Annotated in this window: 23 protein-coding genes and 2 tRNA genes; 12 read left to right on the plus strand and 13 right to left on the minus strand. The window is 68.7% G+C overall.

The window, feature by feature from the left end; all coding sequences use genetic code 11:
- Positions 1-58: 58 nt before the first annotated feature.
- Positions 59-1,003: a hypothetical protein gene (locus tag OG241_RS19415; protein ID WP_405816803.1), complete on the plus strand. Its 945-nt coding sequence runs from the start codon at positions 59-61 to the stop codon at positions 1,001-1,003.
- An 84-nt stretch (positions 1,004-1,087) separates the two neighbouring features.
- On the opposite strand, the gene clpX is transcribed toward OG241_RS19415, so the two are convergent.
- The 5 genes from clpX to OG241_RS19440 all read right to left on the minus strand — a co-directional run bounded on the left by clpX (position 1,088) and on the right by OG241_RS19440 (position 6,066).
- Positions 1,088-2,374, minus strand: a complete 1,287-nt coding sequence (clpX, locus tag OG241_RS19420) for an ATP-dependent Clp protease ATP-binding subunit ClpX (RefSeq protein ID WP_319089989.1) — start codon at positions 2,372-2,374, stop codon at positions 1,088-1,090.
- Positions 2,375-2,568: 194 nt separating this feature from the next.
- Positions 2,569-3,267, minus strand: coding sequence for an ATP-dependent Clp protease proteolytic subunit (locus OG241_RS19425; RefSeq protein WP_405816804.1), 699 nt, complete (start codon positions 3,265-3,267; stop codon positions 2,569-2,571).
- A gap of 50 nt (positions 3,268-3,317) precedes the next feature.
- Entirely contained in the window at positions 3,318-3,926 is a 609-nt protein-coding gene (locus OG241_RS19430; protein WP_062043785.1) for an ATP-dependent Clp protease proteolytic subunit, read from the minus strand.
- A gap of 468 nt (positions 3,927-4,394) precedes the next feature.
- Positions 4,395-5,777 carry a trigger factor gene (gene tig / locus OG241_RS19435; RefSeq protein ID WP_405816805.1) on the minus strand — a complete coding sequence of 461 codons (1,383 nt, stop codon included), beginning with the start codon at positions 5,775-5,777 and terminating at the stop codon, positions 4,395-4,397.
- Between the two features lie 212 nt (positions 5,778-5,989).
- A tRNA-Pro gene (locus tag OG241_RS19440) sits at positions 5,990-6,066 on the minus strand.
- Between the two features lie 140 nt (positions 6,067-6,206).
- Between OG241_RS19440 and OG241_RS19445 the strand changes: the two genes are divergently transcribed.
- Positions 6,207-6,277, plus strand: a tRNA-Gly gene (locus OG241_RS19445).
- Between the two features lie 98 nt (positions 6,278-6,375).
- Here the strand turns inward: OG241_RS19445 and OG241_RS19450 are convergent.
- From OG241_RS19450 to OG241_RS19460, 3 genes are all read right to left on the minus strand, one after another.
- Complete coding sequence (locus OG241_RS19450; RefSeq protein ID WP_006383514.1) at positions 6,376-6,570, minus strand: hypothetical protein; 195 nt, start codon at positions 6,568-6,570, stop codon at positions 6,376-6,378.
- 175 nt (positions 6,571-6,745) lie between these two features.
- The gene (locus OG241_RS19455; RefSeq protein ID WP_405826311.1) at positions 6,746-7,183 is read right to left on the minus strand and encodes an HD domain-containing protein; all 438 of its coding nucleotides are present in this window, start codon (positions 7,181-7,183) and stop codon (positions 6,746-6,748) included.
- 90 nt (positions 7,184-7,273) lie between these two features.
- Entirely contained in the window at positions 7,274-8,452 is a 1,179-nt protein-coding gene (locus OG241_RS19460; RefSeq protein WP_405816806.1) for a PP2C family protein-serine/threonine phosphatase, read from the minus strand.
- A 162-nt stretch (positions 8,453-8,614) separates the two neighbouring features.
- Between OG241_RS19460 and OG241_RS19465 the strand changes: the two genes are divergently transcribed.
- Complete coding sequence (locus OG241_RS19465; protein ID WP_405816807.1) at positions 8,615-9,865, plus strand: GNAT family N-acetyltransferase; 1,251 nt, start codon at positions 8,615-8,617, stop codon at positions 9,863-9,865.
- Between the two features lie 36 nt (positions 9,866-9,901).
- On the opposite strand, the gene OG241_RS19470 is transcribed toward OG241_RS19465, so the two are convergent.
- Both OG241_RS19470 and OG241_RS19475 read right to left on the minus strand, forming a co-directional pair.
- Complete coding sequence (locus tag OG241_RS19470) at positions 9,902-10,711, minus strand: Fpg/Nei family DNA glycosylase (RefSeq protein ID WP_405816808.1); 810 nt, start codon at positions 10,709-10,711, stop codon at positions 9,902-9,904.
- 155 nt (positions 10,712-10,866) lie between these two features.
- Positions 10,867-11,352 (minus strand): ribose-5-phosphate isomerase, encoded by a 486-nt coding sequence (locus tag OG241_RS19475; protein ID WP_405816809.1) that lies wholly within the window; start codon positions 11,350-11,352, stop codon positions 10,867-10,869.
- 214 nt (positions 11,353-11,566) lie between these two features.
- Between OG241_RS19475 and OG241_RS19480 the strand changes: the two genes are divergently transcribed.
- Positions 11,567-13,021, plus strand: coding sequence for an amino acid permease (locus OG241_RS19480; RefSeq protein WP_405816810.1), 1,455 nt, complete (start codon positions 11,567-11,569; stop codon positions 13,019-13,021).
- Between the two features lie 44 nt (positions 13,022-13,065).
- Here the strand turns inward: OG241_RS19480 and OG241_RS19485 are convergent, their stop codons facing one another.
- Positions 13,066-14,943 carry a protein kinase domain-containing protein gene (locus OG241_RS19485; protein ID WP_405816811.1) on the minus strand — a complete coding sequence of 626 codons (1,878 nt, stop codon included), beginning with the start codon at positions 14,941-14,943 and terminating at the stop codon, positions 13,066-13,068.
- Positions 14,944-15,101: 158 nt separating this feature from the next.
- On the opposite strand from OG241_RS19485, the gene OG241_RS19490 reads away from it, so the two are divergent.
- On the plus strand, positions 15,102-15,824 hold the full coding sequence (locus OG241_RS19490; RefSeq protein WP_405816812.1) for a hypothetical protein: 723 nt from the start codon (positions 15,102-15,104) through the stop codon (positions 15,822-15,824).
- A gap of 99 nt (positions 15,825-15,923) precedes the next feature.
- On the opposite strand, the gene OG241_RS19495 is transcribed toward OG241_RS19490, so the two are convergent.
- Complete coding sequence (locus OG241_RS19495; RefSeq protein ID WP_405816813.1) at positions 15,924-16,502, minus strand: biotin transporter BioY; 579 nt, start codon at positions 16,500-16,502, stop codon at positions 15,924-15,926.
- 506 nt (positions 16,503-17,008) lie between these two features.
- On the opposite strand from OG241_RS19495, the gene OG241_RS19500 reads away from it, so the two are divergent.
- The 7 genes from OG241_RS19500 (at position 17,009) to OG241_RS19530 (ending at position 24,012) form a co-directional block, all read left to right on the plus strand.
- Positions 17,009-18,256 carry an ROK family protein gene (locus OG241_RS19500; protein WP_405816814.1) on the plus strand — a complete coding sequence of 416 codons (1,248 nt, stop codon included), beginning with the start codon at positions 17,009-17,011 and terminating at the stop codon, positions 18,254-18,256.
- A gap of 281 nt (positions 18,257-18,537) precedes the next feature.
- Positions 18,538-19,605, plus strand: a complete 1,068-nt coding sequence (locus OG241_RS19505) for an ABC transporter substrate-binding protein (RefSeq protein ID WP_405816815.1) — start codon at positions 18,538-18,540, stop codon at positions 19,603-19,605.
- On the plus strand, positions 19,602-20,486 hold the full coding sequence (locus OG241_RS19510) for an ABC transporter permease (RefSeq protein WP_405816816.1): 885 nt from the start codon (positions 19,602-19,604) through the stop codon (positions 20,484-20,486). The genes OG241_RS19505 and OG241_RS19510 overlap by 4 nt, the downstream gene beginning before the upstream one ends.
- Positions 20,462-21,178: an ABC transporter ATP-binding protein gene (locus OG241_RS19515; RefSeq protein ID WP_405816817.1), complete on the plus strand. Its 717-nt coding sequence runs from the start codon at positions 20,462-20,464 to the stop codon at positions 21,176-21,178. Before OG241_RS19510 ends, OG241_RS19515 begins: the two co-directional genes overlap by 25 nt.
- A 183-nt stretch (positions 21,179-21,361) precedes the next feature.
- Complete coding sequence (locus OG241_RS19520; RefSeq protein ID WP_405816818.1) at positions 21,362-22,708, plus strand: LLM class flavin-dependent oxidoreductase; 1,347 nt, start codon at positions 21,362-21,364, stop codon at positions 22,706-22,708.
- Positions 22,709-22,731: 23 nt separating this feature from the next.
- On the plus strand, positions 22,732-23,631 hold the full coding sequence (locus OG241_RS19525) for a TauD/TfdA dioxygenase family protein (RefSeq protein ID WP_405816819.1): 900 nt from the start codon (positions 22,732-22,734) through the stop codon (positions 23,629-23,631).
- Positions 23,632-23,766: 135 nt separating this feature from the next.
- Complete coding sequence (locus OG241_RS19530; RefSeq protein WP_405816820.1) at positions 23,767-24,012, plus strand: hypothetical protein; 246 nt, start codon at positions 23,767-23,769, stop codon at positions 24,010-24,012.
- Between the two features lie 13 nt (positions 24,013-24,025).
- On the opposite strand, the gene OG241_RS19535 is transcribed toward OG241_RS19530, so the two are convergent.
- Entirely contained in the window at positions 24,026-24,682 is a 657-nt protein-coding gene (locus tag OG241_RS19535; RefSeq protein ID WP_405816821.1) for a DsbA family protein, read from the minus strand.
- Between the last annotated feature and the right edge of the window lie 26 nt (positions 24,683-24,708).

Consider the following 24,708-nt stretch of genomic DNA (forward strand, 5'->3'; position numbering starts at 1 on the left):
GCTCCTGGCCTGCGCGAGGATGTCAGGAACACATAAGTATCTGGAGGGGAACCCAGAGATGAGCCACAACCAGCCGGGCCCGTACGGCGGACCACCGCAGCAGCCCGGACCGTACGGACCGCCGGCCCAGCCCGGCCCGTACGGTCAGCCGGGTCCCTACGGCCAGCCGGCTCCGTACGGTCAGCCCGGTCCGTACGGTCAGCCGCCCCAGGCCCCTCCGACGGCTCCCCAGCCCGGCTACGGCTACCCCCAGCAGGCTCCTCCCCCGCAACCCGGCTACGGCTATCCGCAGCAGCCCGACGCGTACGGCCAGGCCCCGTACGGGGTTCCGCAGCCGCCGGCGCCGAGCGGGGGCGGGAAGAAGACGGGGATCGTCATCGGGGCGGTGGCTGTCGTGGCCGCCATCGCCGTGGGCGCGTACTTCGCGCTCAGCGGTGGGAGCAGCTCCGGCGTCACCGACGACGGCGCGCACAAGCTGGCGACCCCGGCGACCGTGCTCGACGGCACGTACAAGAAGAGCGGGGACTCCGAGACCGGCGGGATGAGCGCGAGCGACATCAAGGACGCCGAGTCGTGGGGGGTGCGGAACCCCAAGGACGTCAGCGCGAGTTATGTCGCGGGGTCGGGATTCACCACCAAGAACATCACGTTCTCCGGTGTGTACGGCACGATCGACGACCCGGAGAAGGTCGTCGACGCCATGTTCGCCAAGATGAAGTCGGAGTCCGCCAAGGACACCTCCGGCGACGGCAAACTCGTGGGCAGCCCTGAGGAGTTCACGCCCTCGGGTTTCGACAACGGCGTCATGAAGTGCCAGTTCGTCGAGAGCACCGACGCCGGGAAGACGACGCGGATGCCGTTCTGCGTCTGGGGTGACCACAGCACCGTCAGCTACGTCGTCTCGTACGACCTCGCCGCCCTGGCCACAGGCGGGGGCGGTTCGCTGGAGGACGCGTCCGCGCTCGCGGCCAAGCTGCGCAACGACGTGCGCGTCAAGGCCTGACACGCCTCGACTGAACCTCAACGGCGGAGGGGCCCCGGTCTGTTGACCGGGGCCCCTCCGCCGTCGTACGTAACTGGTCGGCCGTTACGCCGTCTTCTGCTCGCCCGGGCCGCGGCCGCGCGCGTCCCTCGGGATCAGGGTCGGGTTCACGTTCTTCAGGACGACGTCCACCGTGATGACGACGCGGGCCACGTCCTTGCGGGACGGGACCTCGTACATCACCGCCTGGAGGACCTCTTCCATGATGGCGCGCAGGCCACGCGCGCCGGTCTGGCGCAGGATCGCCTGGTCGGCGATGGCCTCCAGGGCCTCGCGCTCGAAGTCCAGCTCCACGCCGTCCAGTTCGAAGAGGCGCTGGTACTGCTTGACGAGGGCGTTGCGCGGCTCCACCAGGATCTGGAGGAGGGCCTCACGGTCGAGGTTGTGGACCGAGGTGATGACCGGGAGGCGGCCGATGAACTCGGGGATCATGCCGAACTTCACCAGGTCCTCGGGCATGACGTCCTCGAAGCGGTCCTTCGCCTCCAGCTCCTTCTTGGAGCGGATCGTGGCGCCGAAGCCGATGCCCTTGGCACCCGCGCGGGACTCCACCAGCTTCTCCAGGCCCGCGAAGGCACCGCCCACGATGAACAGCACGTTCGTCGTGTCGATCTGGATGAACTCCTGGTGCGGGTGCTTGCGTCCGCCCTGCGGCGGGACGGAGGCCGTCGTGCCTTCGAGGATCTTCAGCAGTGCCTGCTGGACGCCCTCGCCGGACACGTCACGCGTGATCGACGGGTTTTCACTCTTCCGCGCGACCTTGTCGATCTCGTCGATGTAGATGATTCCGGTTTCGGCCTTCTTGACGTCGTAGTCCGCCGCCTGGATCAGCTTCAACAGGATGTTCTCGACGTCCTCGCCGACATACCCGGCCTCCGTCAGCGCCGTCGCGTCGGCGATGGCGAACGGGACGTTCAGCATGCGCGCCAGGGTCTGCGCGAGGAGGGTCTTGCCGGAGCCCGTGGGGCCCAGCAGCAGGATGTTCGACTTCGCCAACTCGATGGCGTCGTCACGGCTTTGACCGCCGCCGTTCTCACCGGCCTGGACCCGCTTGTAGTGGTTGTACACCGCGACGGACAGGGCCTTCTTGGCCGACTCCTGACCGACTACGTACCCCTCGAGGAACTCGTAGATCTCGCGAGGCTTGGGGAGTTCCTCCCACCGGACCTCACTCGTCTCGGCGAGCTCTTCCTCGATGATCTCGTTGCAGAGATCGATGCACTCGTCGCAGATGTACACACCGGGGCCTGCGATGAGCTTCTTGACCTGCTTCTGGCTCTTGCCACAGAACGAGCACTTGAGCAGATCGCCGCCGTCACCGATGCGTGCCACGGTGTGCTTCCCCTTCGCCTGGGAGACGCCTAGGTACAGCGGCTCCTGGTGCTGCCTTATGTCGACGGTACCTTGCCGGGCCCCTCGTTCGGGCCCCCCTTGGCGCGGTTCACTTCGACGTGCGCCGAGTCGAACCGTGCCAAGGGGCGGCAGACGATACAGCTTCTCCGCCTACCAGTACGCCTACGAGTACGTCAGCGGACGCTGGCGTTGTTCATCTTCCGGGTGGAAATGATCTGGTCGATCAGTCCGTACGACAGGGCGTCCTCGGCCGTGAGGATCTTGTCGCGCTCGATGTCCTCGCGGATCTTCTCGATCGGCGTGGTGGAGTGCTTGGCCAGCATGTCCTCCAGCTGGGCACGCATCCGGAGGATCTCGTTGGCCGCGATCTCCAGGTCGGAGACCTGCCCGCGACCGGTCTCGCTGTACGGCTGGTGGATCAGCACGCGCGCGTTGGGCAGCGCCATGCGCTTGCCCGGCGTACCGGCCGCGAGGAGGATCGCGGCGGCGGAGGCCGCCTGGCCCATGCAGACCGTCTGGACGTCCGGCTTCACGAACTGCATCGTGTCGTAAATCGCAGTGAGCGCCGTGAAGGAGCCGCCGGGGCTGTTGATGTAGACCGAGATGTCCCGGTCGGGGTCCATCGACTCCAGGCACAGCAGCTGTGCCATGACGTCGTTGGCGGAGGCGTCGTCGATCTGCACGCCGAGGAAGATCACGCGCTCCTCGAAGAGCTTCGCGTACGGGTCGTACTCACGCACGCCCTGCGAGGTGCGCTCGACGAAGCGCGGGATGACGTAGCGGGATTCGGCGGCGGGGCCGGTGTACTGGGCCTGAGCGGCCTGGGCGGCCCTCGTGCGGTCGTAGAGGCCGCTGCCGGGGAAGTCGTTCACGGTGTCTCCTGAAAGGGGCTTAGGCGGGGGCTGAAGGGCGTTGAGGGCACTTACGCCCCTGTGCCGCCGCCGCCCGGGATGCCTGCGGCCGTGGCGATGACGTCGTCGATGAGGCCGTACGCCTTGGCCTCCTCGGGGTCGAACCAGCGGTCGCGGTCCGAGTCCCGGGTGACCTGCTCGACGGTCTGGCCCGTGTGCTGCGCCGTGAGCTCGGCCATACGCTTCTTGGTGTGCAGCAGCCGCTCGGCGTGGATCTTGATGTCCGAGGCCGAACCCGCGAGGCCCGCGGAGGGCTGGTGGATCAGGATCTCGGCGTTCGGCAGGGCGAAGCGCTTGCCGGGCGTACCCGCGCTGAGCAGGAACTGGCCCATGGAAGCGGCGAGACCCATGGCGATGGTCATCACGTCGTTCTTGATGAACTGCATGGTGTCGTAGATCGCCATGCCGGCCGTGATCGAGCCGCCGGGGCTGTTGATGTAGAGGTTGATGTCCTTGTCCGGGTCAGCCGCCGCGAGGAGCAGCAGCTGCGCGGTGATCTTGTTCGCGATGTCGTCGTCGACCGGCTGGCCGAGGAAGATGATCCGCTCGTTGAGCAGCCGGTTGTAGACCTGGTCGCCGAGGCCACCGCCGATGGAAGGCTCGCCGGCGGCGGAAGGCATCAGATTCGTCACGTCGTGTCCACCTGCTCGTCTTGCGACGGCGCCGGGCCGTCTCACGTGTTCTGCCGGGGCGTGGAGCCGCCCGACGGTTATCGGGGACTCCCCTGCCCTCGCTCTCATGGACCCTAACGCGCGGGTCCCTCCGGGGAATCCCGGGAAGGGAACTGTTCGCTGTGAGCGCATGCGCTCCGCTGGGTTGAGCAGGGTTTCCGGGGCGGGGCGGGTGGGTGCGGGGGCGGGGTCGGGGTGGGCGTCGCGGGGCTGTGCCCCGGGCCCCCGGATCTTCGCCGTGGGTCCGCCGGAGGGTGAGGCCCTGCGGGTGCGTGGGGGCCGTTCGCGCAGTTCCCCGCGCCCCCAAAGGGGCGCCCCTTTGGGGCGCCTCTTCCGGGCGCGGACAGGCCCCCGGGGATCTGAGTCCCCGGGGGCCTGTTCGGTGTGCTTATGTGCGAATCAGAGGTGCCGGGGCTGTCAGGCCTCGGTGGCCTCGGCCTCTGCGGCCGGGGTCTCCTCGGAGGTGGCCTCCGTGGTCTCGTCCTCTTCCTCGTCGTCGAGGTCGATGATCTCGCCGTTGGTGTCCTTGACCGTGGCGGCCTCGACGACGACCGCGAGGGCCTTGCCGCGGGCGACCTCGCCGACCAGCATCGGGACCTGACCGCCCTCGACGACCGCCTGGGCGAACTGGTCGGGGGACATGCCGGAGGAGGCCGCGCGCCGCATGAGGTGCTCGGTGAGCTCCTCCTGGTTGACGTTCAGCTTCTCCTTGTTGACCAGCTCGTCGAGGACGAACTGGGTCTTGATGCCCTTGACCGCGGCTTCCTTGGTCTCGGTGTCGAACTCCTCGGCCGTCTTGCCCTGGATCTCGAGGTACTTCTCGAGGTCGAGGCCCATCTGGCCGAGCTGGTGGTGCTCCAGGTTGTGCTTGCGGGTGTTGACCTCTTCCTCGAGAAGCTTCTCGGGGACGGGCACCTCGACGAGCTCCAGCAGCTTCTCCAGGACGCGCTCCTGGGCCTGCGTGGCCTGGTCGTACTGCTTCATGTTCTCGAGGCGCTTGCGGCTGTCCGCGCGCAGCTCCTCCAGGGTGTCGAACTCGGAGGCGAGCTGGGCGAACTCGTCGTCCAGGGCCGGGAGTTCGCGGGCGGCGACCTGGGTGACCTTGACGGTGACCTCGGCCTCCTTGCCGGCCGCCGAGCCGCCCTTGAGCTCGGAGGTGAAGGTGGCCTCGCCACCGGCCTCCACGCCCGTCACGGCCTCGTCGACGCCGTCCAGCAGCTCGCCGGAGCCGATGGTGTAGGACAGGCCGGTCGCGATGCCGTCCTCCAGCACCTCGCCGTCGACCTTGGCCTCCAGGTCCAGCGTCACGACGTCGCCGTCAGTGGCGGCACGCTCGACCGGGGAGGTGGAGGCGAAGCGCTCGCGCAGCTCCTCGACGGCCTTGTCGATGTCCTCGTCGCTGACCTCGATGGCGTCGACCTCGACCTCGATGCCGGAGTAGTCCGGGATCTCGATGGTCGGGCGGACGTCGACCTCGGCGGTGAAGTTCAGCGTCTCGCCGTCCTTCAGCTCCGTGATGTCGACCTCGGGCTGGCCCAGGACGTTGAGCTCGGCCTCGTTGACCGCTTCGGTGTAGAACTTCGGGAGCGCGTCGTTGACCGCCTCCTCCAGGACCGCACCGCGGCCGAACCGCTGGTCGATGATGCGCGCCGGGATCTTGCCCTTCCGGAAGCCCTTCACCGTGACCTGCTGGTTGATCTTCTTGTACGCCGCGTCGAGGCTGTCCTTGAGCTCCTCGAAGGGCACCTCGATGCTGAGCCGAACCCGGGTCGGGTTCAGGGTCTCCACGGCGCTCTTCACGGTTCGGTCTCCTTGGGGGCTGACTTCTTGGGGTTCTGCTGCGGGTTCTGCTGATTGTCCTGCGTGGGACGCGGCGGAGCCTCAGCGGATTCGCGGCCCTTGAGGGACGTAAACAACGCAGACACACGGGCGCGCAGTCTGCATAGTAGCCGCAGGCGGTACACGCCCCAAAAGGTGATGTTGAAGATGATCCTGCCGGTGGTCCGGCACGATGGTCGGGGTGGCGGGATTTGAACCCACGGCCTTCCGCTCCCAAAGCGGACGCGCTACCAAGCTGCGCCACACCCCGTCTGGTGCGACACGTAGGGTACATGCCCGCAGGCCGTGGGGTTGCCGCATTTCAGGACTGGAAACGCGGTGTGCGTCGAGGGGCCCCGAACCGCTACGATGGTTTCTGTGCCGCGGTCAGCTGACCTGCGGCGCACGTGTGCGGGCGTAGCTCAATGGTAGAGCCCTAGTCTTCCAAACTAGCTACGCGGGTTCGATTCCCGTCGCCCGCTCTGTTCTCGCCGCCGGCCCGGTTCCCTGGAACCGGGCCGGTCGCGTTTCCCCCCGGCGGTCGGACCCTGTGGCCGGACGGCCCGGCCGGGTGGCCCGGTCAGAACTGGATCTCGTTGATCGTGTCCGCTATCGAGTTCAGGAAGCGTTGGATGTCGTCGGCCATGCCGGTCGAGGCGAGGAAGAAGCCGAAGAGGATGGCGACGACCGCCGGACCCGCCTTGATCGTGCCTCCGCGAATCAGCACCACGAGGATGATTCCCAACATCAGCACCACTGACAACGAAATGGCCACACTGATCACACCCTATGGTCGGTTCGCACTACCGGCCCAGGGATGCTTTCCCTCGCACCCCCGCCAGATCCATCGTGCCACCAACGAGGCCACCGTATGCGGCCGGTGACGCATCATCGGTCCCAGCGGATCGTTTTGTCGCCATAGATAGACAAAGGGCACAGAAATGCGTTCCTTATGGGTGCTTGCGCTGATATTCACCTCTCCGGAGGCCGAGAAGCGTCCGCATCCTGGCGTATTTCCGGGCGAGGCGAGCGCGGGTCGGGTCGTCCAGTACGGCCAGGCGGGCCGGGTCCGCGTTGTGCGCGAGGTCCGCTTCCTTGACCAGCAGCGCGCCCGAGGTGTCGAGGATGCGCCGGGCGTACTCCTCGGGGGCCTCCCCCGCACGCTTGGTGACGGCCAGCACGATGTCCTTCGTACGGCGGGTCAACGCGGCCTCCTCCAGGTCGCGTTCGGGCAGTACGTCGTCCTCCACGGCGTCGTGCAGCCAGGCCGCCGCGATCTGCTCGTCGTCGCCCCCACGCGCGCGTACGCCCTCCGCGACGGCCTGGAGGTGCTCCGCGTAGGGGCGGCCCGCCTTGTCCGTCTGCGCCGCGTGTGCGGCTCGGGCCATGGTCTCTACTTCGGCCAGGGTCAGGGGAGTTGGGGAGGCCGGGGGGTGTGCGGGGGTTTCGTTCACCTGCCCAGTATTGGCGAAGACCGGTCAGATCGTCGCCTGGGCTGTGGGGCCCTCTCGGCAGACCAGGAGGAGGGCCCTGTCGTCGTTGACGTCCTTGGCGACCGCCTCGATGAGGTGCCAGGCCGCGCCGTGGAAGCCGCCGGCCACATAGCGGTCGGCCTCGCCGGTCAGGCGGTCGATGCCTTCGACGATGTCCCGTTCCGACGTTTCCACCAGGCCGTCCGTGAACAGCATCAGGACGTCTCCCGGGCGCAGTGATCCCTTCACGGGGTCGAACTGGGCTCCGTCGTACACGCCCAACAGCGGTCCCTCCGCCGCCTTTTCCTCCCAGCGGCCGGTGCCCGCGCTGAGCTGGAGGCCCGGCGGGTGTCCTGCCGAGAAGAGTTCGTAGTCGCCGGAGTCCAGGTCCAGGACCAGGTGGATCGAGGTCGCGAAGCCCTCGTCCCAGTCCTGGCGCAGGAGGTAGCCGTTCGCCGCCGGGAGGAAGGCGTGCGGCGGAAGTGAGCCCAGCAGGCCGCCGAAGGCTCCTGAGAGCAACAGGGCTCTTGAGCCCGCGTCCATGCCCTTGCCGGAGACGTCCGTCAGGACGACCTCCATCGTGCGGCCCCCGTTCGTACGGGCCGCAACCACGAAGTCGCCCGAGAACGACTGGCCGCCCGCCGGACGCAGCGCCATCTCCCGGTGCCAGCCCTGCGGCAGCTGGGGCAACTTGCTCTGGACGCGGATGCGTTCACGCAGGTCGAACAGCATCGTGCCGCCGCGCCGCCAGGGCACGCCCACCCTGCTGCGGAACTGGGCGATGAGCAGGCCGAAGAACCCGCAGGCCGCCACGACGAGGACCACACCCGGGGTGACCCTGGAGGGGCCCTCCGTGTACGGGCCCAGTTTCACCGACTCCACGATCAGTGCCGTCGCCGACGCCGCGTACAGGCCGAGCAGGCTGGCCGGGCGCAGGAGGAGACCGCCGGCGACGATCGGGAGGACGAGCAGGGCCGGGGAGCACCACACCGAGTTGGCGAGGGTCATGGCCGCGATGACCGGGATCATGATGAGCAGTCCGGCGAGCGCGATCCAGTCCGAGCCGTCGCCCCGGAAGTAGTCCACGGCGGATCTGCGCAGGCCGGTGCGGACCCGGTGAGCCTGCTTCTTCAACCGGGCCGTGAACGTCTCGGCTTCCGCGCGCCGCTCTCGTCCTGCTGCCATTAGTTCGGGACCCTATCCATCGGACCAGCTGCTTGGCACGGGAGGTCCCACTTGTCCCCCGTCCGAGGTTCAACTTCACAGTGAAACCCACCGAGGGCCGGTCCGAGGCCCCGAGGGGAAAATTCCCTCGCTCGTCCCGCACTGCCCTGGTACTCATGGTCCATGACGACCTCCAGGACCTCCGGCACGACCGACCTGCGTGTGCTGCGGCCCGAAGACTGGGATCAGTGGTACGACAACCTGATCCGCGCCTTCGGTGGGATGCCGGAGTCCGCCGAGGAACGGGAGTTGTGGAAATCACTCACCGAGTACGACCGATTTGTGGGCGTCTGGGACGGTGAGGCGTGTGTGGGCAGTGCGGGTGCCTTCACTTTCCAGGTAACCGTACCGGGTGGTGCCTCCGTGCGGGCGGCGGGCGTCACGATGGTGGGCGTCGCCGGCACGCACCGTAGGCGCGGGGTGCTGACGTCGATGATGCGGCGCCAGCTGGACGACGTACGCAGCTGGGGCGAGCCGCTGGCCGTGCTCACGGCGTCCGAGCCCGCCATCTACGGGCGGTTCGGGTACGGGGCCGCCACTCACTCGCTGACCTTCGAGATCGACACGACGCGGGTACGCCTGGAGGCGCCGGCCGGCGCCGACGACGTACGGCTGCGGTATGCCGTACCGGCCGAGGCCCTTGATGTCTGCGAGGCGGTGTACGCGCGGCGGGTGCCGGAGCGGCCCGGGATGCTGGCGCGGATGCCCGGCTGGGAGCGGGTCGTGGTGCTCGATCCGGAGAGCGAGCGGGACGGGGCGTCGCCGTTGCAGTGCGTGGTCGCCGAGCGGGGCGCGGAGGTGGTGGGGTTCGCGCGGTTCCGGATCAAGCCCGACTGGGATTTCACCGGATCCAACAGCGCGGTCGTCGTCGAGGACGTGGAGGCTCTCGATGCGGCTTCCCAGGGCGCGTTGTGGCGGTTCCTGTTCGGCATCGACCTGACGTCGAAGATCGTCTCGCGCGGGCGGCCGGTCGAGGAGCCATGGCATCACATGGTGACGGACATCCGGCGGTGCGCGCTGCGCAGACGGGACGCGCTGTACGTACGACTGGTGGACGTGGGGGCCGCGTTGGAGGCGCGGACCTATCAGACGCCCGTGGATGTCGTGCTCGATGTCGAGGACGCGTTCTGTCCGTGGAACTCCGGGCGGTGGCGGCTGACGGGCGACGCCAAGGGGGCCGTGTGCCGGCGTACCGAGGACGCGGCTGATCTCGCCCTGTCCGTACGGGAGTTGGGGGCCGCCTATCTGGGCGGTGTGCCGTTGGCCGGGCTGGCGGCTGCCGGGCGGGTGCGGGAGATCCGGCAGGGGGCGTTGGCCGAGGCCTCGGTGGCGTTCGGGTCAGTGGTGGAGCCCTGGTTGTCCCACGGGTTCTAGTCCGCGGGTTCTGCGTCCGGGGTGCCTGGTCGCTTTTCAGGCGCGTTGGCAGGTGGGGCACCAGAAGAGGTTGCGGGCGGCGAGGTCGGCGGTGCGGATCTCGCCGCCACAGAGGTGGCAGGGCAGGTTGGCCCTGCGGTAGACGTAGACCTCGCCGCCGTGGTCGTCGACGCGCGGCGGGCGGCCCATTGCCTCCGGGGTGTGTTCCGGGCGGACGGTGTCGATGCGGTTGTGTCGTACGCCCTCGCGCATGAGGGCGACCAGGTCCTTCCAGAGGGCGTCCCACTCGGCGGGCGTGATGTCCCTGCCGGGGCGGTACGGGTCGATGCCGTGCCGGAACAGGACCTCGGCCCGGTAGACGTTGCCCACGCCCGCGATGAGTTTCTGGTCCATGAGCAGGGCGGCGATGGTCGTACGACTGCGGCTGACGCGGGCGTAGGCGGCCTGGTGGTCGGCGTCCGGGCGCAGGGGGTCGGGGCCCAGGCGGTCGTGTATCGCCTGCTTCTCGGTGTCCGTGATGAGCGCACAGGTGGTGGGGCCCCGGAGGTCCACGTACGAGGTGCTGTTGGCGAGGCGCAGACGGACCGTGTCCGTGGGAGGCGGGGCGGGGGCGTCGCCGAAGTTGACCTTGCCGAAGAGGCCCAGGTGGATGTGGACCCAGTCGGCTTCGCGGAAGCGGAGGAAGAGGTGTTTGCCGTGGGCGTCGGCGGCGTTGAGGGGGGCGCCGGTGAGGAGGGCTGCGGCGTCGGTGAACTTGCCCTGCGGGCTGCTTACGGTGGCGGGTCGGCCGGCGAAGCGGGCGGCGTAGTCCTGGGCCAGGCGGTGGATCGTGTGCCCTTCCGGCACGGTGCGGGTTCCTTTCGTGGTGTTTTGCCCACCCGCCCGCCCGTCTCGGCCTGTTGAGGAGGCACCCTCGTTCTGGGGGCTGTGCCCCCAGACCCCCCATCGGCCTGAACGGCCTCGTCCTCAAACGCCGGACGGGCTGGAGATGCGGGTCGGTGCTAGCTCTGCGGGTGGTGGGGCGGGATTTCCGGGAGTTCGCCCGTCGTCTCGTACGCCGTCAGCATGTCGATGCGGCGGATGTGGCGGGTGTCCTCCGAGAACGGCGTCGCCAGGAAGGTCTCCACGAACTTCGTCGCCTCGTCCTGCGTGTGCATGCGGGAGCCCACCGCGACCACGTTGGCGTTGTTGTGCTGGCGGCCCAGCGACGCGGTCTCCTCGCTCCAGGCCAGCGCCGCGCGCACGCCCTTCACCTTGTTCGCCGCGATCTGCTCGCCGTTGCCGGAGCCGCCGATCACGATGCCGAGGGCGCCGGGGTCCGCAGCCGTGCGCTCCGCGGCGCGGAGGCAGAAGGGCGGGTAGTCGTCGACGGCGTCATAGATGTGGGGGCCGCAGTCCACGGGGTCGTGGCCGGCCTCCCTGAGCCACTCGACGAGGTGGTTCTTGAGTTCGAAGCCCGCATGGTCGGAGCCGAGATACACGCGCATGGTCCGAGTGTGACATGTCTGTTTCGGGGAAGCAGCGCCGGGGGCTGATCCCGAAATCATATGGCAATCCTGCGAAACCTCAAGAAAACCTCAAGTAACGATCTGGATTCAAAGGTTCAAGAATCCCTTCACCTCCGATTCACTGGACCGAACGTTTAACGCCGTCCCCAACCGGCGCGCTATCCCCGTTCACCCGGCGCAAAGGAATTCCCCCATGACCTCGCAGCCGTCCTCCGGTCTTCAGGCCGGGCTCAAGAACCGACATCTGTCGATGATCGCCATCGGCGGTGTCATCGGCGCCGGACTCTTCGTCGGGTCCAGCTCCGGTATCCGTACCGCCGGCCCGGGCATCCTTCTCTCGTACGCCCTCGTCGGCACGCTCGTCGTGCTGGTGATGCGGATGCTCGGCGAGATGTCCGCCGCCAATCCGACCTCCGGTTCGTTCTCCGCGCACGCCGACCGGGCACTCGGGCGCTGGGCCGGGTTCTCCATCGGGTGGCTGTACTGGTTCTTCTGGGTCGTCGTGCTCGCCGTCGAGGCGACCGCCGGGGCCACCATCCTCGAAGGGTGGATTCCCTCCGTACCCCAGTGGGCCTGGGCGCTCATCGTGATGATGGTGCTGACCGCGACCAACCTCGTCTCGGTCGGTTCCTACGGCGAGTTCGAGTTCTGGTTCGCCGGTATCAAGGTCGTCGCCATCAGTGCTTTCGTGATCATTGGTGGGCTTGCCGTGTTCGGTGTGCTTCCCGGGGTCGACAGCGACAAGGCCGGGCTCTCCAATCTCACCGACTCCGGCGGGTTCCTGCCCAACGGGCCCGGCGCCATTCTCACCGGCGTGCTGCTCGTCGTCTTCTCCTTCATGGGGAGCGAGATCGCCACGCTGGCCGCCGGGGAGTCCGAGGACCCGCAGCGGGCCGTCACCAAGTCCACCAACAGCATCATCTGGCGAGTCGGCGTCTTCTATCTCGGGTCGATCTTCGTCGTCGTCACGCTGCTGCCGTGGAACGATCCCTCGATCAAGGAGAAGGGCTCGTACGTCGCCGCCCTCGACTCCCTGGGTATCGCGCACGCCGGTCAGATCATGAACTTCATCGTGCTGACCTCGGTGCTGTCCTGCCTCAACTCCGGCCTCTACACGGCCTCCCGCATGGCGTTCTCGCTCGGGCAGCGCGGTGACGCGCCCAAGGCCTTCGCGCGAACCACGTCCCGCGGTGTGCCGCTCACGGCGATCGTCGCCTCGGTCGTCTTCGGCTTCGTCGCCGTCTTCTTCAACTACAAGTTCCCCGACTCGGTCTTCCTCTTCCTCGTCAACTCCTCCGGCGCCGTCGCCCTGTTCGTCTGGCTGGTCATCTGCTTCTCGCAGCTGCGCATGCGGAAGATCATCGAGCGCGAGTCCCCCGAGAAGCTCGTCGTGCGGATGTGGCTGTACCCGTATCTGACCTGGGCGACCGCCGCCCTCATCGTGTTCGTCCTCGGCTACATGCTCACCGACACCGAGCACGACGGCCGCGAGACGGTACTGCTCTCGCTGCTGGTCGCGGCCGTTGTGCTCGCCATCGCCGTCGTCCGGCAGAAGACCGGGCGCGGGTCCGTGGTCGTCGACGGTGGCCCGGACACGCGTGTCGTCGATGACGGCGACGATGTCGAGGACGTCGTCAAGGTCGGCTAGTTCAGGACTGATCCGCGTTGGCCCTCGTTGAGTGAAGGGTTCGTTCACAGCACTGTGAACGAACCCTTCACCCGTTCGTACGTCCGTACCGCCTGCTCCTCGATCTCCGGGTGGTACCAGGTGCTGATCTGGTACGACTTCCCCTCCACGTCGAAGCCGAGCAGCCTGGCGTGCCAGGGGGTGCCGTCCAGGGTGAAGGTGTACTCCCAGACGACGGCCGGGTGATCCTGGTACGTCGTCTCCCCCAGGCTGATCTTCGTGTAGTCCTGGCCCTGCCGGGCGTTGCGTTCCGACTGCTCCCAGGTCTCCAGCAACTCGCCCCGCGCGAGGGAGGACTTGGCCAGCAGCTCCTGCCGGCCGTCGGGAGACGTGTAGTGCACCTCGGCGCCCGTCTTCACGTCCCGGCGCCAGCCCCTGGGCGGCGCCCACGCGTATCCGCCCGCCTCCTCGTGCGCGCCGGGCGGCAGGCTGCGCGGGCGGGAGGTGCCTTCGACGGTGGGTTCGGGGGAGGTCTCGGTGGGGGTGGCGGGCTGCGTGGGCGAGGCCGACGGTGAGGGCGAGGGCGAGGTATCACTCGACGACCCGGGGCTCGCTGTGTTCTTGTCGTCGGGTGAGCCTGCCGTCGCTGCCAGGACCAACCCCACCACCGCCCCCACGGTGACCACCCCGGCGGCCAGCATGCCCAGACGGCGGCGACCTGGGTGCGGGGTTTGCGGGGGCTGTTCCGGCGGTCGCTTCTCCGTCAACGCCTGTGCCTGTGCTTGGGCCACCGCTTGCGTGTGCGTCTTGGCTCGGATCAGTGAGACCCCTGCGCTGTGCGTGGGGATCGCCGAACCGGCCTCGGACCGTATCTCGGAGGGGACCTCGGTGGAGGCGTTGGACGCCTCGGGGGACGGGGTTCCCAGGACCGGGGTGGCGATCGTGCGCGCTACGGGTATCGCGTCTCTCGGTCGTACAGCCCGTACGAGGGACGCGTCCAGGTATGCGGGGGTCGGCGCATCCGCGGTCGCCTGTACGGGAGTTGGGGGCGCCGGCTCACTCCCCGCCGTTCCTTCCCCCTGCTCCCCTTCCGTGGTCGGCTCCGGCTCCGGCTCCGGCTCCGGGAACGCCACCGGCCTCAGTGCCCGTTCCACGTCCTCCAGTGCGGGCCTGGCCGAGGGTTCCTTCTCCAGGAGGGCGGCCAGGGTGTCGTGCAACGGGCCTGCGGCGGCGGGGAGTTCGGGGTCCTCGTACAGGACCGCGTGCAGGGTCGCCAGGGTGGTTTCGCGGGAGAACGGGGAGCGGCCTCCCAGCGCCGCGCAGAGTGTCGCGCCGAGGGACCACACGTCGGACGGCGGGCCCTGGTGCTGGCCCGACACCCGCTCCGGTGCCATGTAGTCGGGGGATCCCACGAGCATCCCGACCATGGTGAGGGCCTTCGCGTCCTGGATGGCGGCGATACCGAAGTCGGTGAGGACGACTCGCCCGTCGCGTCGTTCCAGGAGGACGTTGCCGGGTTTGATGTCGCGGTGCAGTACGCCCCCGGCATGCACCTGGCGCAGCGCCGAGACCAGGCTGAGGCCGAGGCGAGCCGTGTCACCCGGGCCCAACGGGCCGTCCGTGACAAGAAGTTGTTCGAGTGAGCGGCCGTCGACCAGTTCCATGACGATCCACAGCCGCTCGCCCTCGTCCACGACGTCGTACACCCGCACGACGTTCGGGTGGTCGATCCGGGCCGCCGCCCTGGCCTCGCGGAGCGTGCGTTCGCGACGGGTACGGGTGTCCTCCGCGTCGAGTCCGTCAATGCGCATTTCCTTGACCGCCACCGGCCTGTCGAGCATTTCGTCGACGGCCCGCCACACCCGCCCCATTCCCCCCTGACCGATACTTTCGACCAGCCGATATCGACCCGTCACCACCAGCCCCGGAACCCCGCCGCCCATATTCCCCGGCAATCCCCTGCACCCCCTCAACGCACGCCCCACCAGAACCACAATGGTCACACTTCGTGCCGTACCAGCATAGTGGCGAGAAATCTTGTGGTACCTCTTCATGGACTGCGAATTCAGGCGCAGTCCAGGGGGATCCAAGGGGGACGAACATGAGTTCTGGTCGCACGACGGTCATCGCGGGATCGCTGCTCACGGCATCTTTCTCGGCCGTGATGATCCTTTCCTTCACCGCCAGCGCGGATGACCAGGGGCCCGGAAGCAGCAAGGGGGGAAAGGCCGTTGACGCGGCGCCGGCAGGCGTCAAGTTGACCACACAGTTGCCCGAAAGCATCTCGGTCGACAACAGTTCGAAGGAAACGGCGCTCACCGCCACCGTAAAGAACGAGGGGAGCAAGGACAGCGGTGACATCAGGCTTTTGGTCGTGGGATTCGACGGCCTGACGGTCAAGAACGTTCAGGGCTGCTCGGAAATCGCCGAAGGAGATCTACCGGCGGGATCGAACAGCGGTTTCAGCTGCGCCGTCGGAAATCTCGCGGCCGGCAAGTCGAAGTCGTACGACGTCGACGCGACGTTCGATCTGGGCAAGACCGGCAAGATCTGCCTGCCCGTCCAGACCGCCGACGGGTCGAAGACGTTCTGGCAGCAGGGCCCGGTCCCGTTCGGTACGACCAACCCGGCGCCGAACGCTCCGGCCACGCCGTTGCTGCTCGGTACCGACAACAAGCCGGTGGCGCCCGGCGGCGACGAACTGCCGAGGACCGGCCCTGCGCGCGAGCTGCTCCCGCTCGGCGCGGTCGGCGCGGCGCTGCTGTCCGCCGGGGCGGCGGGCATGTGGTGGTCGCAGCGGCGGCCCCAGCAGCAGCGGGGCTGATCGCCGAGCCCTGACCGGCAACCGGGGAACGGGTGAGGGGAGGGAAGCACGGAATCCGTGCTTCCCTCCCCTCACCCTCTCTCGGATCAGTCTCCCGGCTCAGTCCTTGTCCACGAGCTTCCAGGCCGTCGGCAGGATGCCCATTGCCAGGGCCGCCTTCAGGGCGTCGCCGATCAGGAACGGCGTGAGGCCGGCGGCGATCGCCGCGCTCATGCTCATGTCGGCGGCCAGCGCGAGGTACGGGACGCCGATCGCGTAGATGATCGCCTCGCCGAGGAGCATCGCGCCCGCCATGCGCGGCATCGAGCGGTCCGCGCCGCGGCGGGCCAGCGCGCCCACGGCGGCCGACGCGAGCAGCATGCCGAGGATGTAGCCGAAGGACACCGACGTGCCCGAGCCGCCCTCCGCGAACCACGGCACGCCCGCGAGACCGGCCAGGGCGTAGACGACGAGGGCGGCGAGGCCGCGGCCGGCGCCGAGTGCGGTGCCGACGAGGAGCGCGGCGAAGGTCTGGCCGGTCACCGGTACCGGCGAGCCGGGCACGGGGACGGCGATCTGGGCGGCGATCCCGGTGAGCGCGGCACCGCCGAGCACGAGCGCGGCGTCCCGGACGCGGGAGGCGGGGAGCAGGTCGGCAAGGACCTGGCCGGGGCGGGCGAGGGCGACGGCGGTTGCCATGGGGACTCCGCGAGGATGTGGGCGGCAAGGGACATCGCGACGCTATCCCAGCGTCCTCGGGCCGATCACCGTCAGCGCTCGACAAAGGGGGCGGCGGCGACTTGGTGGGCTCCGGACAAACGGTGGGCGATACACCTGGTACAGCGTGATGCCGGTCACGGTGGTGAGGTGGTGTGGGCTACGGAGGCGCGGAGGGCGCGCTCTGTATGGTTCCGCCAATCGGGCCGGCGCGCGGAGACGACGCTGGACGGGTGCCGTCTCGCCCGTCGGTCGCCATCTGTGCAGGGGCGGGCCGTTTTGCTAGCTTCGAGCACATGGTCGCCCAGTCCCGGTACTTCTCGTCGCGTCGCTATGTCGACCTGCGACGCGTGGGCACGGCCACCTGTCGCCGCCCCGGGTGAGGCGGCTCCGGCGCGTCTCGCTCCACAGGACTCCCGAGTCTTCACGGCTCCCCGAGTCCTCATGAGACGGCGCAGTGTCGGACCCGTTCCCCGAGGATGATCGCCATGCCCCGTGCCGCGGCACCCACCCTTACCTCTCCCTCCCTTTCCCTCTCTCCTTCTCCCTCTCCCACCGCTTCTCCTTCCCGTCTCTCGTCGTCGCGGGTGCCTCGTGCCGCCGATTCCGATCGGCGCAGGACGAGCGCGAGTGTCGTCCTGCGGTCCGTGCTCGAGCACGGACCCGTGGCGCGCAGCACCATCGCCCGGCTGACCGGGCTGTCGCCGGCGTCGGTGACGGACTACTGCGCGCGGTTCGCGGAACTCGGTCTGATCCGCGAGGAGGCCGCGCCCCGGCAGTCGAACGGGGTGGGGCGCCCGCACGTCCCCGTCGTCCTGGACGCCTCGCGGTTCGTGGTCGCCGGGGTGCATGTAGCCGTGCCGTACACGACGGTCGCGCTGCTGGATCTGCGCGGCCGGGTGGTCGCCCGGCGTGAGCTGAAGCACGAACACACCGATCCGGGGTGGGTGCTGGCCCGGGCCGCGGACGGGCTGCAGGCGTTGTTGGACGACCTGCCCGGCTGCCGGGCCCTCGGTGTCGGCGTGGCGGTGGGCGGCTGGGTGGACCGGGAGTCCGGGACCGTCGTCGAGCACCCCATGCTGGGCTGGCGGGACGTGGCGGTGCGCGAGATCCTCGGTGCCCGCACCGGGCTGCCGGTCCATGTGGACGGACACGCGCGGGCGTTGGTCAACGCTGAACGGCTGTTCGGGCCGGCGCGGGGCAGCGGAAGCGTGCTGCATCTGTTCGTCGGCAACATGGTCGACGCGGCGTTCGCCACCAACGACGAGGTGCACCACGGGCCGCGCTCCCGGGCCGGCGACATCGCCCATCTGCCGGTGCCGGGCGGTAGTGAGGTCTGCGAGTGCGGGCGTACGGGCTGCCTCCAGGCCGAGTTGAGCGAGCGGACGCTGTGCCGGCGAGCCCGGGAGGCGGGCATCGGCAAGGGCACGAACCCCATGCACGTGGTCGCGGCGGCGGCCGGGGGCGATCCGGTCGCCGTAGGGCTGCTGGTGCGGCGGGCGGGTGCCGTGGGGCGGGCCGCGCGACTGCTGCTCGACGTGCTGAATCCGGAGACCGTGGTGGTGACCGAGATCGGGGTCATCTACCGCGATGACTGCCTCACCGCATTGCGCGACGGGGTCGGCGCCGATCGCGCGGACTCTGTCGTGCCGACGAGTTTCCCGGATTCCGTACTCGCCGTGGCGGGTGGTTCGGTGGCACTCGACGTGGTGTACCGGGATCCGCTGGCTGCTTGACCTGAGGGTACTTAATTCAGAAACTCCGAATGTTGACAGGGGCCGTGCATGACCGGGAACATCCTGTTCATGAGCCCGTTCGTGAGCTGTCGCACCCTTTGTTGCTGACACGTCGCCCCTGTTGCTGACACGTTGCCGCGTGTGAAGTGCTCATTTCTTTCTGCACGATTCTGCGCGACTCTGCGCTCTCTGTTCTTTCTTGCGTGAATTCTGCTTCCCGGGCCGCCTCGTGCCGTGAATTCCGCATGCGTTTCCGCCTTCCGAACTCACGGAGTCCTGCCATGCCTTCTTCTCCCGTGCCGGGTGTCGACCGACGGCTCTTCCTCACCTCCCTGCTCGGCGCCGCCGCCGGCATCGCCGGGTTGAGCGGCTGCGCGAACAGCAGTGCCGCCGCCGACTCCAAGGGCGCCTCGACCGCTCCGCTCGCCGACAGGATCCCGACCGGTACGAGCCTGAAGATCTCCTCGTATTCGGGCACTCAGCAACTCCAGTTCAAACTGGCCAAGTTGGGCGAGCTGCCCTTCAAGGTGTCGAGCTGGGAGAACATCGCCGCCGGACCCGATGTCATCAACGCCTTCCGTTCGGGCTCTCTGGACCTCGCCAACAACGCGGGCATTCCGCCGATCCAGGCGCACTTCCAGGGTTACGACGCGAAAATCGTCGCGATCAACGTCACCCGCAAACCGAACTATCTCTTCGCCACCAAGCCCGGCAGCGACATCCGGACGGTCGCGGACTTCAAGGGCAAGAGGCTCGCCTTCTCGCAGGGGCAGGCCCAGGGCGTCGTACTCCTGCGGGCGCTGCAGAAGGCCGGGCTCGCGTACGACGAGGTCAAGCTCGTCCCGCTGACCAGCAACCAGTTCTTCACCGCCCTGCAGTCGGGCCAGGTGGACGTCGCGCCACTGGCCATCGCCCAGGCGCCCGCGTACTTCCAGCAGTACGGAGGTAAGGGCGCCCGCAGTATCGACACGGACGTGGTCGACCTGCTCAGCGTGCTGTGGGCGCCGGTCTCCGTGCTGAACGACCCCGCGAAGGCCGCCGCGGTCGCCGCGTACATCCCGTACTGGGCCAAGGGCCTGGTGTGGGCGTACGAGAACCCCGACAGCTGGAACGAGGAGTTCTACGTCAAGACGCAGAACCTGACCCTCCCCCAGGCGCAGGCGATCACCAAGCTCGCCAACAAGCCGCTGTTCCCGCCGAGTTGGGCCGAGGCCATCAAGTGGGAGCAGGAGACCGCCGATCTGCTCGCGGAGGGCGGCTTCGTGAAGAAGTTCGACGTGAGCTCGCTCTTCGACCACCGCTTCGAGGGCATCGCCGCGAAGTCCGTAGCTGCGGAATACCGGAGGTGACCGCCGTGACCGCCGTGACCACAAGCGCCTCCGGCGTCGCTGATGCCGCCGCCGAGGTCCCCGCGTCCGTCGTCGCCGAGGAGAGCGGATCCCAGGTTCGCAGGCGCCGTCGGCTCTCCCCCGGCAAGCGGCTGCCCGCGGCTCCACTCATCGGCCCGGCCCTCGTCATCGCCCTGTGGGCCGGCGCCTCCGCCGCCGGGCAGTTGGACCCGGCCGCGATCCCGGCGCCCTGGACCGTGCTCAGGACCGGTGGGCGGCTGTGGACCGACGGGACCCTGCCGTCCGACATCCTGACCTCGCTGCGGCGGGCCGCCTCCGGCTTCGCGATCGGGCTGGTCGGCGGCGTCCTTCTCGCCCTGGCCGCCGGGCTCAGCCGGGTCGGTGAGGCCCTGATCGACGGGACGGTCCAACTCAACCGGGCCATCCCGGCCCTGGGGCTGATCCCGCTGTTCATCCTCTGGCTGGGCATCGGCGAGACGTTCAAGATCGCGATCATCGCCATCGTCGTCTACATCCCGATCTACCTCAACACGCACGCCGCGCTGTCCGGAATCGACAGCCGCTTCGTCGAACTCGCCGAGGTGCAGGGGCTGTCGAGGTTCCAGTTCGTCCGGCAGATCGTCGTTCCCGGTGCGCTGCCCGGATTCTTCGTGGGACTCCGGCTCGGCGTGACCGGCTCCTGGCTCGGACTGGTCGTCCTGGAGCAGATCAACGCCACCAGCGGACTCGGCTACATGATGTTCCAGGCCCAGAACTACGGCCAGAGCGACGTCATCCTCGTCGGCCTGGTCGTCTACGGAATCTTCGGCCTGGTGTCCGACAGCGCGGTCCGTCTCATCGAACGGAGGGTGCTGTCATGGCGACGCACACTGAGCAACTGACCCGGTCCGCAGTCCGGCTCCGGGACCTGACCCGGTCGTTCGGCGGGCGCAAGGTCCTCGACGGCATCGACCTCGACATTCCGGCCGGACAGTTCACGGCCCTGCTCGGGCACAGCGGCTCCGGCAAGAGCACCTTGCTGCGGGCGGTCGCGGGCCTCGATCACGAGGTCGAGGGCAGCGGTCGACTCACCGCCCCCGAGCGGGTGTCGGTGGTCTTCCAGGACTCGCGGCTGCTGCCGTGGCGCCGGGTGCTGGACAACGTACTCCTGGGGACCGAAGGCAGGGAGGCGGCGGCGAAGGGCCGGGAGGCTCTCGCCGAGGTGGGGCTGAAGGGGCGCGAGCGTGCCTGGCCCAACGAGCTGTCCGGCGGCGAGGCGCAACGGGCCGCGCTGGCACGGTCGTTGGTCCGAGAGCCCGAACTACTGCTTGCCGACGAGCCGTTCGGGGCGTTGGACGCGCTCACGCGGATCAGGATGCACGGTCTGCTGCGGGAGCTGTGGGAGCGGCATCGGCCGTCCGTTCTCCTCGTCACGCATGACGTGGACGAGGCGGTGGCTCTGGCCGAGCGGGTGCTGGTGCTGGAGGAGGGGCGGATCGGGCTCGACCTGGCGATCGATCGGGAGGCGGCGGCTCGTGGTGAGTACAGGGGGTTGTTGCTCGGGGCGTTGGGCGTGACGTCGGACGTCCGGTGAGCGTCGGTGGGGGTGACCGTCTGCTGGGGGCTGCCGCCCCCAGGCCCCCGCTTCGGCCCTGAAGGGGCCTCGTCCTCAATCGCCGGACGGGCTGGAGATGCCCCCTGACCGGCGACAAAAAGCACCGCCCAGAAGCTACAGACCGGGATTCCGCACCGGCACTCGCAAGCAAAGGAAACACCCATGACCCGCCAACTCCACCTCAACGCCTTCCTCATGACCACCGGACATCACGAAGCCTCGTGGCGGCTCCCCGAAAGCGACCCGTACGCGCACGTCGAGCTGGACCACTACGTGCGGCTCGCCCGGATCGCCGAGCGTGGGACCTTCGACTCACTGTTTCTGGCCGACAGCCCCCAGTTGTGGGGCAGTGTGGCGCAGCGTCCCGCGGGTGCCCTGGAACCGCTCACCCTGTTGACCGCCCTGGCGACGGCGACCACGCACATCGGGCTGATCGCCACCGCCTCCACGTCCTACAACTCCCCCTACAACCTGGCCCGCAAGTTCGCCTCGCTCGACATCATCAGCGGGGGCCGGGCCGGCTGGAACATCGTCACCACCGCCGGCGCCGAGGCCGCCCGTAACTTCGGGCTCGACGCGGAGCCCGCCCATGCCCAGCGGTACGCCCGGGCCGCCGAGTTCCTCGACGTGGCTCTCAAGCTCTGGGACAGCTGGGAGGACGACGCGATCGTCGCCGACAAGGCGGCCGGTGTCTGGGGCGACGACACGAAGGTCCATCCGCCGCGCCACCAGGGGACGTACTTCAGCGTCGAGGGCGCCCTCAACGTGCCGCGCTCGCCCCAGGGTTACCCGCTGCTGGTGCAGGCGGGATCGAGCGAGGACGGCAAGGCGTTCGCGGCCCGGTACGCGGAAGCCGTGTTCACCGCCCAGCAGACCATCGAGGACGCGCAGGCCTTCTACGCGGACCTCAAGTCCCGTACAGCGGCGGGCGGTCGGGACCCCGAGCACATCAAGGTGCTGCCCGGCATCGTCCCGGTGCTCGGCTCCACGGAGGCCGAGGCCCTGGCGAACGAGCAGATCCTGGAGGACCACATCGTGTACACGCACGGCGTGGGCAATCTGGAGAACCTGCTCAAACTCCCCGCTGGGACACTGGAGTTGGATGCCCAGTTGCCGGCTGATCTGCCGCCCGAGAGCGCCATCGAGGGCGCCAAGAGCCGCTACACGCTCGTCGTCGAGCTGGCCCGGCGCGAGCGCCTCACCGTGCGACAGCTCATCGGGCGGCTCGGCGGCGGGCGCGGGCATCTCACCTTCGCCGGTACGCCAGAGCAGGTCGCCGACGAGATCGAGACCTGGTTCACGCGGGGTGCCGCCGACGGCTTCAACATCATGCCCGCGGTCCTGCCGTCCGGTCTCGAAGCCTTCGTCGACCACGTCGTCCCGATCCTGCGCGCCCGCGGTCTGCTCCGCGGTGAGTACGGGCCGCGCCAGACCCTGCGCGAGAGATACGGCCTCCCGCGCCCCGCCAACCAGCACGTCAGCCCCGCATCCGCACCCGCCCTCGTCTGACGAACCCCGAAGGGAACCCGCACATGTCCGGCATCGAAATCCAGAAGGTCACCGCGAACATCGGCGCCCGAGTGTCCGGCGTGGACATCTCCAAGCCGCTCGACGAGGAGCAGGTCGCCACGCTCCGCGAGGCTCTGGGCGTCCACAAGGCGCTGGTCTTCGACGACGTGAACCTCGACGACGAGGGCCAGCAGGCCTTCGTACGCCACTTCGGCGAACTGACCACCGCCCATCCGACCGTGCCGTCCATCGACGGCGCCGCGAACGTCCTGCCCGTCGACAGCGAGCGGGGCCGCGCCGCCAACCACTGGCACACGGACGTCACCTTCGTCCTCAACCCGCCGCAGGCCAGCACCCTGCGCAGCATCACGGTCCCGCCGCACGGCGGCGAGACCCTGATCGCCAGTTCGGCCGCCGCCTACCGTGATCTGCCCGAACCCCTGCGGAAGTTGGCCGACAACCTGTGGGCCGAGCACACCAACGACTACGACTACGCGGTTGCGGACGAGACCCTCGACGAGGAACTGGCCGCCCAGCGAGCCCAGTTCACGTCCATCACGTTCCGTACGGCCCACCCGGTCGTCCGTGTCCACCCGTTGACCGGCGAACGCGGGCTGTTCATCGGCGGGTTCGCGCAGCGGATCGTCGGTCTGTCGGTCGCCGAGTCCCGCAAGATCCTGGATCTGCTCCAGGCGTACGTCACCCGCCCGGAGAACATCCTGCGCCACCGCTGGTCGCCGAACCAGCTCGTCCTCTTCGACAACCGCATCACCCAGCACTACGCCATCGACAACTACAACGGCCTGCCGCGCCGTCTGCACCGGGTGACCATCGCTGGTGACATCCCGGTCGGCATCGAGGGCAAGGAGAGCTACTCGATCGCGGGGGACGCCTCGCACTACACGCCTGTCGCCCAGTCGTAGACCGCCCGGTCCCCCGCGAGGACGTTACCGACATGACTCGCGGGGGCCGCCCCATTCCCTACGTCCCCCGCGCGGACCTACTCTCGTGGGTCCGGGACATCAGTCCACCGGAGCCCGCCACACCGGGAGGATCACATGCTGTCGATGCGGTGCGTGAACTGCGCAGGCACGGTCCAGGATTTCCGCAGACTCACCGACGACGAGAAGACGTACGTCGCGGGGCAGAAGCCGAAACACACCCGCCTGGGCGCCTACTACCGCTGCGCCCGCGACGGCTGCCTGCGCTTCCAGCGGCTGGGGAACCACAAGGACGGCGGCTCCTTCCCCAAGCCGGAGACCGAGGCTTCCAGCAAGGAATCCGAGCTGGAAGCCAAGGGCTGAAGGGCCGGTCGTTCTACAGGTTGCTGAAGTCCGGGCCGGCCGTCCGCGAGCGCTTGATCTCGTAGAAGCCGGGGACCGAGGCGACGAGCAGAGTGCCGTCCCACAGCTTGGCGGCCTCCTCGCCCTTCGGGGCCGGGGTGACGACCGGGCCGAAGAAGGCGATCTGCTCGCCGTCGGCGCCGGGGACCGCGATCACGGGGGTGCCGACGTCCTGGCCGACCTTGCTGATGCCCTCCTTGTGGGAGGCGCGCAGCTCGGCCTCGAACTCGAAGTCCTGCTGCTCGGCGTAGTCGATCAGGTCGGCGGGGAGGCCGACGTCGGACAGGGCGCCGGCGATCGACTCCAGGGTCAGGCCCTCGTCCTTGTTGTGGATGCGCGTGCCCAGGGCCGTGTAGAGGGGGCCGAGGACGTCGGCGCCGTGCTTCTGCGCGGCCGCCGTCACGACCTTCACGCCCAGCCACGCCTTCACCGCGAGCATCTCGCGGTACTCGTCGGGCAGCTGGTCGAGCTTGTCCTCGTTGAGCACCGCCAGGCTCATGACGTGCCAGCGGACCTCGATGTCACGGACCTTCTCGACCTCCAGGACCCACCGGGAGGTCATCCAGGCCCAGGGACAGAGCGGGTCGAACCAGAAGTCGACGGGGGTCTTGGTCGAACTCGTCTCGGACATGGGTCTCCTAGAGAAAGATGCACTTT

Source organism: Streptomyces sp. NBC_01390 (assembly GCF_045040105.1).
GTDB lineage: Bacteria > Actinomycetota > Actinomycetes > Streptomycetales > Streptomycetaceae > Streptomyces.

Bases quoted from the DNA above. Each gene is read 5' to 3' on its own strand.
- OG241_RS19530 (WP_405816820.1), top strand. From the start codon at position 23,767: ATGCTGTCGATGCGGTGCGTGAACTGCGCAGGCACGGTCCAGGATTTC.
- OG241_RS19485 (WP_405816811.1), bottom strand. From the start codon at position 14,943: ATGGGCGGCGGGGTTCCGGGGCTGGTGGTGACGGGTCGATATCGGCTG.
- OG241_RS19495 (WP_405816813.1), bottom strand. From the start codon at position 16,502: ATGGCAACCGCCGTCGCCCTCGCCCGCCCCGGCCAGGTCCTTGCCGAC.
- OG241_RS19520 (WP_405816818.1), top strand. From the start codon at position 21,362: ATGACCCGCCAACTCCACCTCAACGCCTTCCTCATGACCACCGGACAT.
- OG241_RS19430 (WP_062043785.1), bottom strand. From the start codon at position 3,926: ATGCCTTCCGCCGCCGGCGAGCCTTCCATCGGCGGTGGCCTCGGCGAC.
- OG241_RS19480 (WP_405816810.1), top strand. From the start codon at position 11,567: ATGACCTCGCAGCCGTCCTCCGGTCTTCAGGCCGGGCTCAAGAACCGA.
- OG241_RS19500 (WP_405816814.1), top strand. From the start codon at position 17,009: ATGCCCCGTGCCGCGGCACCCACCCTTACCTCTCCCTCCCTTTCCCTC.
- OG241_RS19415 (WP_405816803.1), top strand. From the start codon at position 59: ATGAGCCACAACCAGCCGGGCCCGTACGGCGGACCACCGCAGCAGCCC.
- OG241_RS19475 (WP_405816809.1), bottom strand. From the start codon at position 11,352: ATGCGCGTGTATCTCGGCTCCGACCATGCGGGCTTCGAACTCAAGAAC.
- OG241_RS19515 (WP_405816817.1), top strand. From the start codon at position 20,462: ATGGCGACGCACACTGAGCAACTGACCCGGTCCGCAGTCCGGCTCCGG.
- OG241_RS19460 (WP_405816806.1), bottom strand. From the start codon at position 8,452: ATGGCAGCAGGACGAGAGCGGCGCGCGGAAGCCGAGACGTTCACGGCC.
- OG241_RS19505 (WP_405816815.1), top strand. From the start codon at position 18,538: ATGCCTTCTTCTCCCGTGCCGGGTGTCGACCGACGGCTCTTCCTCACC.
- OG241_RS19490 (WP_405816812.1), top strand. From the start codon at position 15,102: ATGAGTTCTGGTCGCACGACGGTCATCGCGGGATCGCTGCTCACGGCA.
- OG241_RS19465 (WP_405816807.1), top strand. From the start codon at position 8,615: ATGACGACCTCCAGGACCTCCGGCACGACCGACCTGCGTGTGCTGCGG.
- OG241_RS19455 (WP_405826311.1), bottom strand. From the start codon at position 7,183: ATGGCCCGAGCCGCACACGCGGCGCAGACGGACAAGGCGGGCCGCCCC.
- OG241_RS19525 (WP_405816819.1), top strand. From the start codon at position 22,732: ATGTCCGGCATCGAAATCCAGAAGGTCACCGCGAACATCGGCGCCCGA.
- OG241_RS19535 (WP_405816821.1), bottom strand. From the start codon at position 24,682: ATGTCCGAGACGAGTTCGACCAAGACCCCCGTCGACTTCTGGTTCGAC.